The organism is Oceanobacillus luteolus (assembly GCF_042678205.1).
Taxonomy (GTDB): domain Bacteria; phylum Bacillota; class Bacilli; order Bacillales; family Amphibacillaceae; genus Oceanobacillus; species Oceanobacillus luteolus.
In genome coordinates, this window is record NZ_JBHUDE010000049.1 from 101,320 (window position 1) to 121,113 (window position 19,794).

The window sequence follows — 19,794 nt, forward strand, 5'->3', positions numbered from 1 at the left end:
AATTTCAAAATATTATATGCAAGCGAAGGAAATGCGTGTGAATTAAGAATCATGTTCTTTTAGCAATATCTCCAGTTCTGCCAATTCTTCACGTTTGTCTCGGTTCATTAATTGATTGACTACCTCTTCAGGTTTTTTACCTTCAAAAAGAATTTGGTAGATTCCCGTTGTAATGGGCATTTCAACATCTTGTTTTTCAGCGATTTGTTGTGCAGCTTTCACCGTACGGACACCTTCGACTACCATGCCCATTTCTTCCAGCACAGCTTCCAATTCATGCCCTTTTCCCAACAGGTTTCCTGCACGCCAATTTCGGCTGTGAACACTTGTGCACGTTACAATCAAGTCACCTACACCAGATAATCCTAGAAAACTGAAAGGATTGGCACCTAAAGAGGTACCAAGTCGTGTAATTTCCGCAAGCCCTCTTGTGATCAATGCAGCTTTTGCATTATCACCAAATCCTAAACCATCGGAAATACCAGCCCCAAGTGCAATAATGTTTTTTAAAGCTCCACCCAATTCTATTCCCAATACATCCTGACTTGTATAGACCCTAAACGTATCACTATTAAAGAGATTTTGGGCGTGTTTGTTCTTATCTGCATTTTTAGCGGCTACCGTAACCGTTGTCGGATGTCTCAATGCAACCTCTTCCGCGTGGCTTGGCCCAGATAATACAACAATATTATCTGCTGGATATTCAGGCAACTCTTCAGCTATCATTTCAGACACACGCATTAGAGTAATCGGCTCAATACCTTTTGTAGCATGAATGATTGTTGCATGTTCCGGTATAATTCCTGTCAATGATCGCGCTACCTCACGTATTGCTTTTGCAGGTACGACGATCACAATCGCTTCCACATCTTGTACAGCTTCTTTGAGATTGTAAAATGCAGTTATCTGATCAGGTAGAGTAACATCCAGATATCGATCGTTCCGTTTTGTTTTGTTAATCTCCTCAGCCTGTTCTGCCCTATGGCTCCATAACCTGACATCATGGCCGTTTTCAGCTAATACAATACTTAAAGCTGTTCCCCAGCTTCCTGCACCTAACACTGCTACCTTTTTCAAGATAATTCCTCCTTTAACTCTACTGTCGCTTCCTTACGAAAATTTTGATTGGCGTACCAGTAAAGTCAAACGCTTCCCTGATCTGATTTTCTAAAAATCTTTCATATGAAAAATGCATCAGTTCCGGGTCATTAACAAAAACCACAAAAGATGGGGGTTTTACCGCAACTTGTGTACTATACAATACCTTCAACCGTCTTCCCTTATATGTCGGTGTCGGATTGATAGCTAACGCATCCATAATTACGTCATTTAATAGATTGGTCGGTATCCGTTTTACATGGTTTTCACTCGCCATATTGATTACAGGCAATAGTGTATGCAATCGCTTTTTAGTTTTGGCGGATAGAAACACAATTGGTGCGTATTCAAGAAACTGAAAATGCACTCTAATTTGTTCTTCAAATTCCCGCATTGCTTTTTCATTGGATTCAACCGTATCCCATTTATTGACCACAATGACAATAGCTCTTCCTTCTTGATGAGCTATTCCTGCAATTTTTTTGTCTTGTTCCATGATTCCAGTTTCTGCATCAATTAAAATAAGGACAACGTCGGAACGTTCAATTGCTTTTAATGCACGAAGCACACTATATTTTTCGGTCGTTTCATACACCTTTCCACGTTTTCTCATTCCCGCGGTGTCCGTAATTACATAGTCCTGCCCTTCTCGACTGAACCTTGTGTCTACAGCGTCTCTCGTAGTACCAGCGATATCACTGACGATTACACGTTCTTCATTCAGCATGGCATTTACTAAAGAGGATTTCCCTACGTTCGGACGACCAATTAAACTGAAATAGATTGTTTCATCGTCTTCTTCAGGTTCCTGCTGTTCCGGAAAGTAACTGACTACTTTATCCAACAGATCACCTAAACCAAGTCCATGTGCCCCCGATACAGGGAATGGCTCACCAAAGCCAAGAGAATAGTATTCATAAATGGTTTCTCTCATTTCTGGGTTATCCATTTTATTTACACCCAATACTACAGGTTTATTAGATTTAAATAAAAGTTTGGCTACCTCTTCATCTGCTGCAGTGATCCCGCTTTTCCCATCAACTAGGAAGATGATTACATCCGCTTCATCGATGGCTATTTCGGCTTGTTCTCGCATTTGTACAAGTAATGGCTCATCACCAGATTCAATTCCACCTGTATCAATAAGATTAAATTCATTATTTAACCACTCTGCTTTAGAGTATATCCGATCCCTGGTAACACCAGGAATATCTTCAACGATGGAAATTCTGTCACCCACTAGACGGTTGAAGATTGTTGATTTGCCGACATTCGGTCGACCTACTATTGCTACTACTGATTTTCTCATGAAAGGAACTTCCCTTCTCAAACATACTTTTCATTACTTCATTATTCTAGCAAAACCAAGCCATATAAACAATTTTAAACCAATATCAATGTTTAACGACGATATAAAGCTCTTCACTTAATGCATGGGCAATTCCATCTGTTATTGCCTCAAGATTAGCACAAATGGTTTGCAATTCATTCTTGGATTCACAAATAAAAATTGGTGCTCCACCAGTAATCTTTGTGTTATTAGTAGTTACAACTGCGAGGATGGCTTTCTCAATTACCACTATTCATCACTCTTTCCATTATAAGGTTTTGATTCAGATGGAAGTCTTATCGCACTCTCCAACACAGGTACAGAACCGATTATTTTAATTGCTAAATCAATATCACGAGTTTGAGGTAGAATGAACATTCCTACTCTGCCATCAACCAGATCTCTTTTAATTAATGGTGTTAGAGCTGGAGTTCCTGAATCACGAAAGATACCTAATGAAACGGATACATCATGAAGCATTGCTTGTCTTTGCCCTAAATTAGCTAACGTTTGCACGATGTCCCTATTTTTCGGAAGTATCAAAAAGCCCATCCCGTACTTTAATATTTCTTCCCTTCTTTCTTCTACCCCAATATTCATAATATAAATATTATCAACGTAAAGCCCTGCTCCTTCAAACTTTAAAGGGATCGGAACAATCTCAGCTATATCCTTTATTGTACTTCCACTCATCAATTTCATCGCTATTAATATACAGAGTATGCTGCCTAAAATAGCAATTGGTAAAATAAAGTGAATGTATAATAATGCGGATATGAAAGCAGTGAAAACACATAAATAATTTCTGCTTTCAAAGGAAATCGCTATACCTTCTATATAAGACTTTCCTCTCGGTACAAGCTCAAATTGATCAATCTCAGTCAATGTGTTTCTTTCCATATTTCTAACGTCACGAAACTGTGTTGCGGCCACTGTCAACAATGTTACTGCTGTATATTCTTGCTCAAGTAAGGCAGGGACTGCAATCGCACCTAATGCTGCTGCGATAAAGCCTAAAGAGACGTGGATAATCTTACCGTGAAGGTATGTTGGATATTGTCTGTAATCCGTTTTCAACATTAAAATACGCGATAGAGTACCTACCGCTATTCCAAACACAATAGCATATGTATACTCATTCATATTCTCACTCCTTTGTCATCATTGTTCCAAAAAAGTGAGCTTGTTATACGAAATGATATCCGGATTAACTCATATAGTAAACACAAAAAAAGCTTTCCCTATAGGGAAAGCTTTTAATTCTTTTTATTTATATTTATCCAGTTGATCACCAATCACGTCTCCCAATTGAAAACCGGAATGATCATCATCTTTTTCATAATTTTTTACTTCTTCTTGTTGCTGTTGTTGCTCAAGTTCTTTGATACTCAGTGATATACGTTCTTCTTCTTCGTTTACATCAAGTACTTTTACATTGACTTTTTGGTCGACTTCAAGAACTTCCTGAGGGGTACCAATATGACGGTTAGCTATTTGTGAAATATGCACTAGTCCCTCTACTCCCGGGAACAATTCAACAAATGCACCAAAGCTCACCAGTCGTTTTACTGTACCTTCAAGTACATCACCTTGCGCAACCTTTTCACCGATATTTGTCCATGGTCCTGGAAGTGTCGCCTTATGGGATAGAGAAATTCTTTCGCTGTCACGATCAACGGATAAAATCTCTACTTTGATTTTATCTCCTTCTGAAACAACATCTGATGCTTTTTCAACATGATGGTGGGCTAGTTGCGAGATATGGACTAAACCATCAATACCACCAATATCAACAAATGCACCAAAACTTGTTAAGCGTTGTACAGTCCCTTCAATTACTTGACCTTCTTCGAGCGATTCCAACAGATTTTTTTTGTTCGCTTCAGCTTCTCTTTCCACTACTGCACGGTGTGATAAAATCACACGATTTTGGCTGCTATCCAGTTCTTCAACGATGACCTCTAGAGTCTTTCCGTTATAGTCACTGAAATCTTCTACATAATATGTTTCTACAAGTGATGCAGGGATAAATCCTCTCACACCCACATCGACAACAAGTCCACCTTTAACTACTTCTTTAACGACAGTTTCAAAGACTTCTTTATTGTCAAATTTCTCTTGTAGATCTGCCCATGCTTTTTCAGCATCTACTGCTTTTTTAGATAACACAACTTCGTCATCCGTAACTTTTTTCACTTGCAGTGTAATAGTATCTCCTTCGCTTACAACATCACTTGGAAGCTCAACATGCAGACTGGAAAGTTCACTTATCGGAACAATCCCTTCTGTTTTATAACCGATATCAACGAGAACTTGTTTTTCCTCTACCTTAACAATCGTCCCCGTTACCGTATCCCCTACGTTTAGTTCTGGTATTTCGTTAAATTCGTTACTCATATCCTTAGCCCTCCTATTGACATCATACGATTATAAATGATTCTTTTTATAACTTCTAATAATTACATTTTTTTGTCAAGTAAAGTCTTCTACAATTGTGTAGTTTTGTACTTCTCTACTTCGAGTAAAATACGATCGACAACTTCTTCTATAGATAAAGAAGTAGTGTCTACTTCAATTGCATCCTCAGCCTTTGTTAATGGAGCGATTTCACGATTAGAGTCAATTTCATCTCTTTGTTGAATTTCCTTTTTCAGTTGGTCTAGTTCTGACGGGATGCCTTTTGCCATGTTTTCTTCATGACGTCTTTTTGCCCTTTCTTCCACCGAAGCCACAAGAAAAATTTTAACTGCAGCGTTGGGAAGTACGTGGGTGCCTATGTCCCGACCGTCCATAACTACTCCACGGTCTTTAGCCAATTCCTGCTGTCTTTTCAACATTTCTTTTCGTACAGTAGGGAGTTTAGCTATGTATGATACATTTGCAGATACAGGTTGATGACGTATTTCATTTGTGACATCCTGCCCGTCTAAAAGAACCCGCTGCCCGTTTGATTCATTGGTCAGTTCAATATCGGTTTCCAAAAGCACTTCCAACACTGCTTCTTCATCTGAAGGGTCTATATCCAGATTCAGTACCTTTAATGTGAGGGCTCTATACATCGCTCCTGTATCCACATAAATATATTTTAATTTTTCAGCTACAATTTTTGCGACGGTACTCTTTCCAGTTGCTGCTGGCCCGTCGATTGCAATTGCTGTATTCTGTTCCTGCATGTACAACCTGCCGTCCTCTCCGACCATGCATCTTACCTACCACATGATCAAGCAATTATTAAACCTATCTACTATTCATCATAGCATAATTTAAATTGTAAGGTCTAGAATTCTCTACTTAAGAATATTCTTTTTTTCTCATTTCCCTCTGTTTTTCAAAACAATAACTGACAATTAACTGTTGCTCTTGTGTTTTTATAGATTCAAACTTAACGGAAGCTGAACGAATACCATCTTTTGATTGGATAAACACTACTTTAGCACTTGTATGTATATAATGATATGTCCCAGATATGAAACCAAGACTCAGCCAGATATCAACGACTTCATCCATTTCAAGGGATTCTTTTTTAGGTAAGATAAGTGATAAGCCGCCACCACTAATATCTGATGTAACTGTAGTAAATGCTCGATTGTATTTATCTTTCCGGTGAACAGCGACATCTACAATTGCATCTACCCGCACAAACTCCCTACGTTGAATCCTATGTAGATCTTCTAATTTAGGCATAGGAACCGCTAAGGCAGGAAATTTTAATTTTAGCCTGGCAGCAATTTTAGTGGAAAACTCATATACTGCTTGGTCGTCTCCTACAAAACTTAAGTTAAAAGAAGTACCGACGGGAAAATATATAGTTTTCCTTGTAGCCTTATGAACCGGATTGTCCAAAATAATATAGTTTTCTTTCATATCGATTATTTTACTGTAGTATTCTTCCTTACTCTTCCCTGGTTCATTTAATATCAAACTGACCTTTGTTCCAACTTTGATGGAAATCCCCTTCATCTTGTTACCTCAATTCTTCTCTCAATTATTCAAATTATTATATATTTATTATTACAGATTTATTTGAAAAGGGGAAGGCTTTAGCCTACCCCTAAAAATCAAGAGAATATTTTAATTCCTTGCCTCCTAGTTTTTCAACCATTTCTTCCGTTCCATCTTCTGCATTGATGAAAATACGATACGTTTCATTATTCAATGTACCTAGGAATTCGTACACTAAAACTTCTTCATCAAGGTCATTAGTGATTATCGCAAGGTCAGCCTCTTCAATTTTTACATTCGGATTAACATACTCTAAGGCATCTTCTTCACTAAGCGTAGGTTCAGCTATTTCTCGTTTATGATGGTTACTATAATAGTTTTCTGCAGTTAAACCGAGAATATCTCCATTGTCCAAAGCAACTTTTACTTCCACCGAATCAGAGTACACACGGATTCCATCCTGGTTATACAGGAAAGAATACATTCCGACTTTATCCAATTCCATGCTTTGATATAATTCCATATTTTCAATATTCATTTGTTCCAAATATTCTTCAGCTTTTTCTGCTCCATCATGCAAACTTAATTTTTTATCCCCGATTGGCCGCTCAATTAATATCGTTAGCGGGTATCCACCCTTTTGTGTCACATCCATATATGTCCTTTTATCATCATCATGATAGGAAACGGTATAAAAAGGTATATCTGCTCCATCTCCTGAAGAGGTAACATCCATTTCTTCACTTTGATCAACACCTAAAACTGTTCGCCCCAAGTCTTGTACTTCTTTTTCGGTTAGCTTTTCTCCAGGCAAATCTTCAATATGATTTTGCGGTTTTGTACTTACACCGATTAAACCAGATTGGCTATTCGCCTCAGTATAGCCTTCCACTTGTTTTTCAACGGTTTTAAAACCATCAATGATTGTATTGTCAGATTGGTCATTATTCACCAAGGCTAGTTGAACATCCATCCAGCGTAAATTATTTTCAAGCGCCATATGTTGCACATGTCTTAATTCGTCCTTAATTTCCTTTGCTTGCACATATAAATCCTCTAACACCTTTGTCTCTTCTGATGTCAATGGATCGTCATCTAGATTGCGGATTGCTGTTCTATAAGTGAAATCACCGATATCCGATAGAAACTCCTCTGTCTTATTAAAAGGCAACAGACCAAGAGGCAACTGAGAAACATTTGTATTAGCTTCTGAAGCAATTCGCCAAATATCAACGAATTGAGGCGACAGCCGTTCATGTGAATTCATTGCGAGTACTGTCCCGATTTCATCATTCAATAAATCCATATAATAAGTAAGTTCATGAAAGGATTTTTGATAGCTATTCTCTGCTTGTATTAAGATCGCATTCTTCTCTTGATGTTCTTGGTATCCCCAAACTGCTGTTCCAATTAAACCTAAAGTTAAAGCACCAATGGTAATCCAACGAATCATACTATTCACGCCTTCCTATTTACAAAAGATATGTTTACCGATTTGCTTAATTTGAGGTCTGGTCCATATCCAAGGTGAAGTTGCGGTATCTGGATTAAAGTAGTACAACGCATTCGACGAAGGATCCCAACCATTAATCGCATCGAGAACTGCTTCTTTGGCTGTTTCATTTGGAGTTAACCAAATTTGTCCATCAGCTACAGCAGTAAATGCCCTTGGTTCAAAAATAACCCCTGATACTGTATCAGGAAAGCTCGGGCTAGCCACTCTATTCAAGATAACAGCAGCCACTGCCACTTGTCCTTCATATGGTTCACCTCTTGCCTCCCCATAGACTGCGTTAGCCATCAACTGAATATCATTCTGTGAAAATCCTTGAGGTACATTTACCGCAGTTGTATTATCTGTTTGTTGGGCTTCCTGGTTCTGTTGATTTCCAGTGTCTGATTGTTTATTAGTTCCGCCATAATGCGTAAACCGGTTACCTTGTTTAATTTGTTCTTTTACATACGCTTCATCATACTCACTAGCTTGGACCAGTTTATTTTTAGTTTCTTCACCTGCTAATCCATCAATCTCCATCCCAAATTCATATTGGAAGTTTCTAAGTGCCCAATACGTACCCCAGCCAAACACGCCGTCAATATTTCCGTTATAAAATCCTAAATATTGTAACCTAGCTTGAAGTTCAATTACATCATCACCAACCGCCCCATGTTGAATTACTTGGGGACTAAACGCTTTTATTTCCTGATTGTCATCGTTAATAAAGAGCAACAGGAATAAACTAAAGATGATTAATAAACTAATCTTTGTTGTTCGCAAACCTAACCCTCCTCTAATGCAATTACTTGAGGATAGTTTTTGTTGCAACTCTATTTTTATACATGATAGAAAAATAAAAAGCATGTAGAGGTGTGATGCTCTACATGCTTACTGTTCTTTAATTGAGATTTGGTTGGTTTGCTACTTTCATCCGATGTAGTCCAAACATCCATAAAACAATCATAAAAGGAATCAAGTAATATAACCAATTCGTTGTGACGGTTTGTAAAATATAATTATAAATGCCGTGAAGCAAGAATGGGATGAAAAATGCCAACCATAGGTTATACTTCGTTCTACTTTCACGAGTTTTTGCTTTTCCAATATAATAGCCCATAATCACTCCGAACAAGGCATGAGAAGATACGGGAAATATGGCTCTGGAAAAACCATACTCTATTCCATTCGTTAATAAAAAGAGGATATTCTCAACTGAGGCAAAGCCAAGACTGATCGCTGTAGCATAAACTATCCCATCATAATGGTCATCAAATTCCTCATGATGGTACATGGAGAACATAAAAATAAACCATTTTAAAAATTCTTCTAGCAATGCAATTTGGAGAAAGGATTCTAAGAAGCTATTTAAAACAAAGCCTTCTTTTACAAATGCGTGTTGCACGAACATAATAGGAAAAACAAGAACACTACCCAATAAAAAACAACGGATGATTAGTGGGATAGGCTCTTGATATTCATCTTTCAAGTAAAAAAATGACATTAATGCTACAACAGGTGCGAACCCGACTGTAAATATAGCGATCATAACCTTAAACCTCTTTCCAAATACATTACTTTTATCGTATCATTAAGTTGTCCTATTTGAAATAGTAAAATTTTAAGCAGGTGAATACGATGAAAAAAATATTATTGATTCATACGGGTGGCACCATTTCTATGTTGGAAAATAAAGAAACTGGTGCGGTAAATGTAACGAACGAACACCCTCTAAGCCGAGCAAAAGACCAGTATCAACAAATTGCAGACATTGATGAACAAGTAATCTTTGACCTACCTTCTCCCCATATTACTCCTAATCATATGTTACAACTGGCAATTGAAATACAACGTGTTCTACCAAAGTATGATGGAATCGTTATAACCCACGGTACAGATACTCTTGAAGAAACAGCATATTTTTTAGATCTTGTAATTAATACTGAAAAACCGATTATCCTTACAGGCGCCATGCGGTCAAGTAATGAAATCGGATCAGATGCACTATATAACTTAATAAGCTCGTTACGGGTAGCTTGTGAAGATAACGCCAAGGATAAAGGTGTTCTGGTCGTAATGAATGATGAAATACATACAGCTGCCAACGTAACCAAAACATCAACAAGTAATGTCGCAACATTTCAAAGTCCTCAATATGGACCTATTGGAATTGTCACAAAGGAACTAATCATATTTCATCACGGCATTTTAAGGCAGGAACACTATCCAGTTCACCAAATCAATTCGAATGTCTATTTGCTTAAGGCATATGCTGGAATGGATGGCAGATTAATCGAAGCTCTCCACACAATCAAGCCGGACGGATTGGTAATTGAAGCACTTGGGCAAGGTAATTTACCGGCTTCTACAGTTGAATCAATCCGCAAATTACTCGAGAATAAAGTACCAGTTGTTCTCGTTTCCCGAAGTTACCAAGGAATTGTCCAACCGACTTATGCTTATTCTGGCGGGGGCAGGCAGTTGAAAGAAATAGGAGTTATTTTTGCCAATGGGTTAACTGGTCCGAAAGCAAGACTAAAACTATTGATAGCACTAGAAAACACGAGAGATATAAAATCATTGACAACTATTTTCAACTAAATAAAGAGAGTTAGCACTTCATGCTAACTCTCTTTAAGAATTACAAATAATAGACTGGATATTTATACTTTACTTGAATGTAGAGCAGCTATCGATTCTGCAATAGCCTCTCCATGAAAACGCCCATTCTCAATAAATATCGCATTGTTGTTAAATCCTGCAGCTACTACTCCCGCTATATAGAGCCCCGGTACATTGGTTTCATAAGTCTCGTCATCATACATTGGAATCCCAGTTTGTTCATCCGTATGTACCCCTACTTGGTTTAAGAATTTAATATCCGGTTGATAACCTGTCATCGCAAACACATAATCATTAGGGATTTTATCTTCAACTCCAGCCACATGGTAATAGACCTCTTGCTCTGTAATTTCTGTCACATGAGCGTTAAAAATCATTGATATCTCGCCTTTTTGCACAAGTGAATCAAATCCAGGTAAAATCCAAGGTTTTACACTTTTGGAATATTTATCTCCCCGATACATCACCGTTACATGAGCACCAGCCTTATGCAGCTCCAATGCTGCATCTACCGCTGAATTCTTGCCTCCGATAACGACAACATTTTTATCATAATAAGGATGAGCTTCTTTAAAATAATGACTTACTTTAGATAATTCCTCACCAGGTATCCCCATCCAATTTGGTTGATCATAATATCCCGTTGCAATAATAACAAACTTCGCTTTATATTCTTTTGTAGCTTGATTTCTATTTTCCGTTTGTACAGTAAACCCCTTATTGTCTTTTTCGATATGTATAACTTCCTCGAAAGAATGAATCCGCAATTCTTTTCTTTTTGCCACTTCACGATAATAAGTCAGTGCTTCATTTCTCACAGGGCGTTGTTTTTCTGTAATGAATGCTACATTCCCAATTTCGAGTTTATCACTGGAACTGAAAAATGTTTGATGTGTCGGAAAACGATATAGACTATTTACGATATTTTCTTTTTCGATAATTAAAGGGTTAATACCTTTTTCCTGTAAAGCAATTGCTGCTGCCATCCCACAAGGACCAGCACCCACAATGATAACTTCTTCCTGCTGCATAACTTGCCACTTCCTTTATATATGCTCTATGGTCCATTTTACTATAAATAAATTTAAGTACAAACGAAGATGTGTTGGAAAATGTATAAACTGCTTCATGAAAATGCAGTGAGATTAATAAATGTATAGCTGTGAGCAGTCCTCCAGTAGAGGCGTAATGAACTTTCTAAGTTATTATGCAATATAAAAACTCTTATCAGACAAATGATAAGAGTTTTTGTTTAGGTTGTTTTAGACCCAGCCTCGGAAACGGGCTGCTTCTGCCATTTTCCTTACACCAATCATGTAAGCGGCAAGTCGCATATCAACCTTTCTAGTCTGGGAAAGGTTATATATCGTTTCAAAAGCATTTATCATTATTTCATGTAGTTTTTGATCTATTTCCTCTTCTGACCAGTAATAACCTTGATTATTCTGCACCCATTCAAAGTAGGATACAGTTACCCCACCAGCTGATGCCAGTACGTCTGGCACGAGCAGTATTCCTCGCTCTGTCAAGATTTGGGTTGCTTCAGCAGTTGTTGGTCCGTTTGCAGCTTCAACGATAATACTCGCTTTAATTTTATGCGCATTATCTCTAGTTATTTGATTCTCTACAGCAGCAGGAATAATAATATCACATTCCTGTTCAAACAATTCCTTATTTGAAATAGTATTATCAAACAGATTGGTTACGGTTCCAAAACTGTCTCTTCTATCCAACAGATAGTCAATATCTAACCCATCCGCGTCATATAGTGCACCGTGGGCATCTGCTATTCCAACAATCTTTGCCCCTTGGTCATATAAGAATTTCGATAAGTAGCTTCCTGCATTTCCAAAGCCTTGAATAATGATTCGAGCACCTTTTATGTCAATGCCACGTTTTTTAGCAGCTTCGTTTAGAACAATCGTTACCCCTTTTGCGGTTGCAGATTCTCTACCATGTGATCCACCAAGAACAATTGGTTTTCCAGTAATGAAACCAGGGCTATTATATTCGTCGATTTTACTATATTCATCCATCATCCAGGCCATAATTTGAGAGTTTGTGAATACATCTGGTGCTGGAATATCTTTAGTAGGTCCAACAATTTGACTAACAGCTCGAACATATCCCCTACTTAGTTGCTCTAATTCGCGGAAAGACATTTGTCGCGGATCGCAGATGATTCCACCCTTGGCACCACCATACGGAAGGTCTACAATCCCCGCTTTCAAACTCATCCAAATGGATAAAGCCTTCACTTCTTTGGCTGTAACATCTGGGTGAAAACGAATTCCACCCTTAGTAGGTCCAACTGCATCATTGTGCTGTGCACGATAGCCTGTAAAAACCTTTACTTTCCCATCATCCATCCGTACTGGAATACGAACTGACATCATACGAAGTGGATCTTTCAACAATTCATAAACTTCATCCGAATATCCCAGTTTTTCTAAGGCCGTTTTAATCACTGTTCTTGTGGAATCTAACACATCTAGATTTTCATGATTTTCTTCGGTAGAATCTACTGCTTTATCGGTTACCATGAATTTACCCCCTAGAATACATATATAATAAAAAACCTTCTACTAAGAAGTTAGTATACACTTTAACAGTAAATATGCAATAAAAATACTATAAAACAGGTAACTACGATTCGGGATATAAATACCTGAAACACTAATATAAATGATTAATAATTCATTTCCCATAATACCCTCAGATTTAAACATGGAGGCCAATAACTTATCAGTAGAAGTTATCGATCAACTGTTTCACTGCTTGATTTTCATAAATTATCTTACCGTATTCTTTTAGACGATGGGAGGTCAGAATACTGGACTGGGAATACTCCGACATTACTGCAATGATGCTTTCCTTCTCCACACCGGATAAATCGTCCTCTTCAAAGAGCATGTAATAATAATTGTCCAGGTAGTATACCTGCCCATTTTCAATACCCATAGGAGATAAATAGGAGGCAACATGAATAAGATTCTCAATATCATCAAACAAAAATATCAATTCATGACTTTCGTCTAATGTCACCTTCATTTCGATGAAATCATCATCTTCACCTACAATATCATTCATTTGAGTGACAAGAATATGCATTCCTTGCGCTTGCATCATAAACACCTGAACAAGAAGCATACCATCTAACTCTATATCTAGTTCATCACTTGCATCATACATCATTTCACTGAACAAATGCCGGACACTTGCTGCATCGTGCCATATATCATCGCTCGTAAAGCCACGTTCAATTAAATCATCAAACGTTAAGAAAATCGTAAACTGGTGACTTGACAGTCTTTCAACACGCATACAGTATCCCCCTTACGTAAAAATATCCCACTTTAACATACAATGGTCGAAATCGCTCCGGTTAATCATTGAATGTATACTAATACTATATGCAATTATTTAATTTTTAGGTAGTGCACTACCCATCGTTCCACAGCTTTATTAAAGTCTATGCAACAGAGAAGTAAATTCATCCTGCCAAATATATAAAGCAATACATATGCTTAGTGCAACAATAAAAATCACGAAAGCAAAACGAATAAATGGTCTGCTGAATTTAAGCCTAAACCGATTGTTCTTTGTATGTATTTCTTTTCTGGGAGGCAAGTTTAAGACATCAATTTCATTATCTTCTTTCAGAACAATTGTTTCTTCATGCTTTTCATTTCCACTTTCAATCTCATCAAAAATCTGACTCAACTCATTTGCCTGATCCTCATCCTTATTTCCAGGTTGTATACTCAATATGAATGCACCTCACTTCTGAAGCGTATATATAATCCCAATAAAAAGTCTACTATAAAATGAAGTGTTATTGTAACAATTAAATTCTCAGTCACTGAGAATATATACCCAATAAAAAAACTCACAAGCAATACGGATAATAATAGTACTGGTTTTTTTAAATACCGTATATGTACGATTGCAAAAAGAATACTTGCGAACAGATATCCAAATGTACTCTGAATGACTCCTCTGAAAAGTAATTCTTCAGAAACGGCGACAAGTAATGAAATGCCGAATATAAAAGAAGCCGGTTGATCACCAAATATTCTCCTATTGACTCCCCCATCATCAAATGCCGTATCAGGAAGGAGATTAATTAGTAAGATGTCAATTAGCACAATAATAAATGCTGGTATAATTCCAAAATAAAAAATTTCCTTCAGCTGCCAATCAAACAACAATAACCAATCAGAAAAATGGTCGAATAAAAACAAACTTAGTAAAATGGAGATGCCAAGGAATAGCAATTGTGAGAACAAAAGATTTAACTTCAATTCTTTATCTGAGAGCTGTTTAATTAATTCACTTTGTTTCATATTCCACCCACAAGAAGTTTCCTGAGCTTGTCCTTCCATGGTATTTCCTCGTCTCTAGCTGGTTTAACAGAAGGAGCCCATTTCGAAAGATCAATTCCACAATTGCTGCAACATTGGAAAATCGGTGTTGAATATCCTTTTTGAAACTTCTTATAAATTGTTTCCCTTAGACAAGCTGTAGTTTCTACTAAGTCTATCATTTCCTCTAACTCTTGTTTTTTATATGAATTTCTTGATTGTATCCATTTATTGAGCTGACGAAATACTCGTTGCCATTGAATGGGATCATAGACGATATTCTTTGCCATAATCATACCATGTTTTTCGAAATGAAACCGTAAAAACCTCCATTTTGTTTCACTTATTTGATAGCGTTCATACAATTCTAAATCCCGGACTGGCAGCTCTAACCCTTCCTCCCCCATTTGTTTCAATTGCTGCATCACTACTCTTATTTCATCTTCATGCGGCAATTCATTTTCAATGATGTTCTTCGGTATTGCAATATCTCCCACTCCAAATAGCAACAGACAGATGCTTGGTTTACCATCCCTTCCCGCCCTTCCAACTTCTTGAATATAAGCCTCAATTTGAGAAGGGATATGAAAATGGATGATAAGTCGAATATTTGATTTATTAATCCCCATTCCAAATGCGCTCGTACAACAAATAACATCTAATTGATCATTCATGAATTGTTGTTGAATCTGTATTCTATCCACCGGATCAATACCACCGTGATAAAAAGCTACCTTTAATGATGGCATCATTCTCCTCAATGTCTCCACCATATTTTCTGCTTGAATTCTACTAGAGAAGTAGATTAAAGCGGGCCCCAAATGCTTACCTAAATATGTTGTCATCAATTCTATTTTTTCATGAATGGTAGACACTTTCTCTATAATAAACGTTAAATTTTTACGATCCATTGGATATATGTGTTTCGTTATCGTTTTTAAATGCAGGTTCTCTATAATATCTTCTTGAACAGCTGGTGCTGCAGTGGCACTCAAAGCAAGAACTGGCGGACTTTCCAATTGTTTAATTATAGCTCCCAGTTTTAGATAATCCGGGCGGAAGTCATGCCCCCACTGGGAAATGCAATGAGCCTCATCGATGACAAATAAACTGATTTTTATGGAAGACAGCTTTTTAATAAATGGTTCCTGTTGTAATAGTTCTGGTGATATATATAACAATTTGTATTGGTTGAGATGTTGATAAATAAATTGCCTTTCTCCATAGCCGACCAAACTGTTTAACGCTACAACTCGTTTAAAGTTTTTTGCTCTTAGTTCTTTTACCTGATCAATCATTAAGGATATTAAGGGAGAAACTACGATAGTGAGACCATCCATTAACAGGGAGGGCAATTGATAACAGATAGACTTACCGGACCCTGTAGGTAGGACTCCCAATACATTCTTCGCTTGAAGGACATCTTCAATAATTTCCCGTTGACCTTTTCGAAACTGATCATATTGAAAATACCGCTCCAATTTTTGCTCCAATTGCATTGTTTTAGACAAATTGACCGCCTCCCTCCCTAAATTTATGTTTGAATACAAGCATCAATCGAATTTGAAAAAAGCTTATATCGCTTGGAACAGCATCTTTGATCACCTTTAACTTATATGATTCAGTATGTTCAATAGCATGCATAATTTCTTCTGCTTCTGTTTCGGTAACGAAAGATGAAAATGGAAATGCTGAATCATAAAGTGCTATTTCGGCTAAATGATCGTATATCGTATTCAATTTTAAATGCCGTTTATGCGCTATTTCTTCCGGTGTAAAATCTCGTAAAAATAGTTCATAAGTTTTCCTGGCTGAATCTGTCAATCTGGATGGAGTTTGCAGATCAGCTACCATTTCAAAAAGTACATGATATGTATTTTTTTCCGACTCGATCTTTCGAATAAATTGATGGCTGACTCCCACAAGGGTTAATATGACATCGTCCTTGCTTTTATTATAAGTTGTTTCCAATTGTTCGATACTTTTACCATAATGCCCAAATCCAGAAAGCCGATCAACAAATAGATTTGCTTCTACTTCTGGTAAATCTTCTAATAAATCGACCAACTCTTCATATAACTTTTGTATGTACTGATTTTTATTAGCTTTTTTTTGATTATATACATTCCTGACAAAACTCTCAGCATCAGATTGATGAATGACAGGAATGAAATTAAAATTATTCTCTTTTACATTACTTAAAGTTTGAATTAATAGTAGTAGACGTTCATAAAATAAGGATGCTTTCTCTTCATAGACTATGCCTTGGAAATAATGTAATGGTAATCTCTGTTGGTGCTCTGATAGCCAATAGTCCGCCTGTTCTGTATAAGCCATGAATTTCCGGCTGTTTTCTCTTGCTTTTTCTATCAGTAACCCGAGCTGTGTTAATTCTTGTATCTTTTCATCGAATCTGCTTTTTTCCAAGCCTTTGTAAACTCCATAATAATTTTGGATGCCAAAAATATATGCATCCTGTATAGTTTGGATGTTTTTACTACCAACTAATAAATGATATATGCTTGAAACACTTCTTTCCTGACTTATATTTTTTGCTATCGTTAAGATTATTCCGGTAAAGATCAAGCAACTCACATCCAATCCATCTGAAAGTACTAGTAAATATTAATTAGAGAATAGCGATAGGAAGATATGTATAAGTAAAGATGAGGAAAAAATCCATGAGTAGGAAATAAGAATATCATGATTGAACAATCATGGGTATTACATATTATAATTTAGAATACATGATTCGCCAAGTGTTTAAAAAAAGAGTGGACAATAAAAGTACGAAGACTTCTATGAAGCTTTCGTACTTTTTACTGTCAATAGACAACTCTGATTTAAAAACAGAGTTGATCTGAAGGTATCATTTGTACAAGCATTGCAACCACTCATTGTAATAGGATGGGATTTGCTGCAACCGGGACTTCAATTGGAGAATTAAACTGATACCCCCCAATCTCTTCAACTGGTATATGTTCAAATTGCACTTTAGAGAATCCATAACTTTTTGCAGTCAGCAATATGGAGTCTATCATCTGGGTTGTAATATCCTCAACTTTCAAAGTCCCTATTTCAAACTGAACGATCAACAGCTCCCCCTCTTCAGTAACCGTAAAGTCCACTGAAGGATTGATTGTATTTTCTAAATAAGTTCCAGGATTTATCTGTTGCAGCATACGTAACGCATCATATATTGTTTTACTATCTTGTGGTAGACTGACATAATATTTTCCTTTATAAAGCATAAAACTGGCTTTTTGGTCGGTTAAGTCTTTTTCTTGAATGTAATCTTCATCTTGCAATAAATCATAGGAATACAGTATTTCTTTCATTTGCTCGCTATGATAATCTCTATCTTCTGCTTCCGGAACAATCAACGCTACCGGTATTACATAATCTCTAGAATGATTAAAAATATTGAAATGGACGATTTTTCGCCCGGATGGCACTTGCTCGATAACTCCGATTTGGCTATTATCCATGATGAGATTTTCGTCCATAGACTCAACTTGATCAGATTCATTATTTGTTCCATCTGACGACTCTATTGCTCCGCTATATATTTGTGCGTCATTTGCGGAATCCTGCGTCTCCATGGACATCTTTCCGTGATTGGTGTTGAGGAGGAATGGGATGCTAATTATCAGAATGAATATGCCTGCAACTGAAAGAATCGGTAAAAGTCGCTTCTTTTTCTTCATGGATTGCTCATCTTCTGATAAAGCAATAGATATTTGTTCAAATAACTCTTTTTTATCTAAACCATCTTCGACTGTTGGTAAGCGTCCTAGTAACTCTTTTACCTCTCTATCATCTGAAGCCATCTTTCATTCCTCCTTTCCGTTTTTTATCTTCATACAATTTTTTAGCTTGTTGATACCTCTGTGTTGTAGTGTTTTTACATTACCTATGGACATATCCAACATTTCTGAGGTTTCTTTAAGAGTAAATCCTTGTATGTATCGCAGAACTATCACTTGCTTTTGATTCAAGCTGCATTCATCAAGTAATCGATAGATGAGTTGGATATCTTCATCCTCAATAAGCAACTCATCCGGCAATTTTTGATCGATCGTCACAATGCTTGCCATCTCGTCCCAGTCTACAGTTTGATTTGCATAGTTACGCTTCCGTTTTTCTTTTCGAAAGTAATCATAAATGACATTTCTAGCAATGGAAAAAGCCCATGTCTTTTCACTTGCCTCACCACGAAAGCTACCATAGGATCTAAATATACGAATATATATTTCCTGCACAAGATCCTCTGCAAGGTTCTTATTCTTGACCATATAATACACAAAATTATAAAGATCATGATGATATTTCTCATAGAAGTTATTAAACAGAGCTTTCATCTGCTTCCCCCAATTCCCTCCATTAGACGATATCTAAGAAAAAGTGTTTCAGTTTTTACCTACTTTATCAGAGAACACAATAACTTCCAATATGAATCCTTACATTATTTAAGAAATAAAAATCGAGCGGTGAATCCCACCGCCCGATTGATTATTGCAGATCTAGTACAATTTTCTCTCCTCCGCTAAGTATGTAATCCTTAGCAGGTATATCAGAAAGTTCATCATTTACGAACAAATGCCAACTTGTATCTTCTTCTTCACTGACCTTCATTCGTTCAATGGAAGTAAGTTCATTGTTTTCATCAGTTTCAATGTAGAATGTTTGATCGAGAACTTCAAGTAGATTTGCTCCTTCTTCAATTTCGACTTGCTGCTCATTAATGAACTGCTGCCCATCGTACATGGAAATAGTTAGTCGTACAGCATTTTCCGGCACTTCCTCTGAACTATCAGTATCATTGGTACTGACAATAGGTGATGTATTTTCTTCATCACCACAGGCACTGAGCAATATTAAAATTAATAAGATAATAGTTGATTTGATGAACAATTTATTCATGTGCTTGTTTAAACCTCACT

General features: G+C 36.9%; 21 protein-coding genes. 1 reads left to right on the plus strand and 20 read right to left on the minus strand.

What is annotated here, in order from left to right:
• Window positions 1–42: 42 nt before the first annotated feature.
• The 10 genes from ACFSBH_RS11905 to prsW form a co-directional block, all read right to left on the minus strand.
• The gene (locus ACFSBH_RS11905; RefSeq protein WP_251510289.1) at window positions 43–1,077 is read right to left on the minus strand and encodes an NAD(P)H-dependent glycerol-3-phosphate dehydrogenase; all 1,035 of its coding nucleotides are present in this window, start codon (window positions 1,075–1,077) and stop codon (window positions 43–45) included.
• Between the two features lie 19 nt (window positions 1,078–1,096).
• Entirely contained in the window at window positions 1,097–2,407 is a 1,311-nt protein-coding gene (gene der / locus ACFSBH_RS11910) for a ribosome biogenesis GTPase Der (protein WP_251510287.1), read from the minus strand.
• 85 nt (window positions 2,408–2,492) lie between these two features.
• Complete coding sequence (locus ACFSBH_RS11915) at window positions 2,493–2,678, minus strand: capping complex subunit for YIEGIA (RefSeq protein ID WP_251510285.1); 186 nt, start codon at window positions 2,676–2,678, stop codon at window positions 2,493–2,495.
• Window positions 2,678–3,571, minus strand: a complete 894-nt coding sequence (locus ACFSBH_RS11920) for a YIEGIA family protein (protein ID WP_379597670.1) — start codon at window positions 3,569–3,571, stop codon at window positions 2,678–2,680. Before ACFSBH_RS11920 ends, ACFSBH_RS11915 begins: the two co-directional genes overlap by 1 nt.
• Window positions 3,572–3,694: 123 nt before the next feature.
• On the minus strand, window positions 3,695–4,825 hold the full coding sequence (gene rpsA / locus ACFSBH_RS11925) for a 30S ribosomal protein S1 (protein WP_251510281.1): 1,131 nt from the start codon (window positions 4,823–4,825) through the stop codon (window positions 3,695–3,697).
• 89 nt (window positions 4,826–4,914) lie between these two features.
• A complete protein-coding gene (gene cmk, locus ACFSBH_RS11930) occupies window positions 4,915–5,601 on the minus strand; it encodes a (d)CMP kinase (RefSeq protein WP_379597672.1) in 687 nt (228 codons plus the stop codon).
• A gap of 118 nt (window positions 5,602–5,719) precedes the next feature.
• The gene (locus ACFSBH_RS11935) at window positions 5,720–6,388 is read right to left on the minus strand and encodes a flagellar brake protein (protein WP_251510276.1); all 669 of its coding nucleotides are present in this window, start codon (window positions 6,386–6,388) and stop codon (window positions 5,720–5,722) included.
• A gap of 91 nt (window positions 6,389–6,479) precedes the next feature.
• Window positions 6,480–7,823 (minus strand): germination protein YpeB, encoded by a 1,344-nt coding sequence (ypeB, locus tag ACFSBH_RS11940; protein WP_379597675.1) that lies wholly within the window; start codon window positions 7,821–7,823, stop codon window positions 6,480–6,482.
• 15 nt (window positions 7,824–7,838) lie between these two features.
• Window positions 7,839–8,621: a spore cortex-lytic enzyme gene (gene sleB / locus ACFSBH_RS11945; protein WP_379597714.1), complete on the minus strand. Its 783-nt coding sequence runs from the start codon at window positions 8,619–8,621 to the stop codon at window positions 7,839–7,841.
• A 145-nt stretch (window positions 8,622–8,766) separates the two neighbouring features.
• Window positions 8,767–9,414, minus strand: coding sequence for a glutamic-type intramembrane protease PrsW (prsW, locus tag ACFSBH_RS11950; RefSeq protein WP_379597677.1), 648 nt, complete (start codon window positions 9,412–9,414; stop codon window positions 8,767–8,769).
• An 89-nt stretch (window positions 9,415–9,503) separates the two neighbouring features.
• On the opposite strand from prsW, the gene ACFSBH_RS11955 reads away from it, so the two are divergent.
• A complete protein-coding gene (locus tag ACFSBH_RS11955) occupies window positions 9,504–10,466 on the plus strand; it encodes an asparaginase (protein ID WP_379597679.1) in 963 nt (320 codons plus the stop codon).
• A gap of 62 nt (window positions 10,467–10,528) precedes the next feature.
• On the opposite strand, the gene ACFSBH_RS11960 is transcribed toward ACFSBH_RS11955, so the two are convergent.
• The 10 genes from ACFSBH_RS11960 to ACFSBH_RS12005 form a co-directional block, all read right to left on the minus strand.
• Window positions 10,529–11,518, minus strand: a complete 990-nt coding sequence (locus ACFSBH_RS11960; protein ID WP_251510266.1) for a YpdA family putative bacillithiol disulfide reductase — start codon at window positions 11,516–11,518, stop codon at window positions 10,529–10,531.
• Between the two features lie 231 nt (window positions 11,519–11,749).
• Window positions 11,750–13,030: a Glu/Leu/Phe/Val family dehydrogenase gene (locus tag ACFSBH_RS11965; RefSeq protein ID WP_251510264.1), complete on the minus strand. Its 1,281-nt coding sequence runs from the start codon at window positions 13,028–13,030 to the stop codon at window positions 11,750–11,752.
• Between the two features lie 202 nt (window positions 13,031–13,232).
• Window positions 13,233–13,811 carry an adaptor protein MecA gene (locus tag ACFSBH_RS11970; protein WP_251510262.1) on the minus strand — a complete coding sequence of 193 codons (579 nt, stop codon included), beginning with the start codon at window positions 13,809–13,811 and terminating at the stop codon, window positions 13,233–13,235.
• Between the two features lie 141 nt (window positions 13,812–13,952).
• On the minus strand, window positions 13,953–14,255 hold the full coding sequence (locus ACFSBH_RS11975) for a hypothetical protein (protein WP_379597682.1): 303 nt from the start codon (window positions 14,253–14,255) through the stop codon (window positions 13,953–13,955).
• Entirely contained in the window at window positions 14,252–14,833 is a 582-nt protein-coding gene (locus ACFSBH_RS11980; RefSeq protein WP_379597684.1) for a CPBP family intramembrane glutamic endopeptidase, read from the minus strand. Before ACFSBH_RS11980 ends, ACFSBH_RS11975 begins: the two co-directional genes overlap by 4 nt.
• Window positions 14,830–16,362 carry a RecQ family ATP-dependent DNA helicase gene (locus tag ACFSBH_RS11985; protein ID WP_379597686.1) on the minus strand — a complete coding sequence of 511 codons (1,533 nt, stop codon included), beginning with the start codon at window positions 16,360–16,362 and terminating at the stop codon, window positions 14,830–14,832. The genes ACFSBH_RS11980 and ACFSBH_RS11985 overlap by 4 nt, the downstream gene beginning before the upstream one ends.
• The gene (locus tag ACFSBH_RS11990) at window positions 16,355–17,446 is read right to left on the minus strand and encodes a YpbB family protein (protein ID WP_379597688.1); all 1,092 of its coding nucleotides are present in this window, start codon (window positions 17,444–17,446) and stop codon (window positions 16,355–16,357) included. Before ACFSBH_RS11990 ends, ACFSBH_RS11985 begins: the two co-directional genes overlap by 8 nt.
• A 299-nt stretch (window positions 17,447–17,745) precedes the next feature.
• Window positions 17,746–18,681: a hypothetical protein gene (locus ACFSBH_RS11995; protein WP_379597690.1), complete on the minus strand. Its 936-nt coding sequence runs from the start codon at window positions 18,679–18,681 to the stop codon at window positions 17,746–17,748.
• 3 nt (window positions 18,682–18,684) lie between these two features.
• A complete protein-coding gene (locus ACFSBH_RS12000; protein ID WP_379597692.1) occupies window positions 18,685–19,212 on the minus strand; it encodes a sigma-70 family RNA polymerase sigma factor in 528 nt (175 codons plus the stop codon).
• Window positions 19,213–19,363: 151 nt separating this feature from the next.
• Window positions 19,364–19,774, minus strand: coding sequence for a DUF4430 domain-containing protein (locus ACFSBH_RS12005; RefSeq protein ID WP_251510249.1), 411 nt, complete (start codon window positions 19,772–19,774; stop codon window positions 19,364–19,366).
• Between the last annotated feature and the right edge of the window lie 20 nt (window positions 19,775–19,794).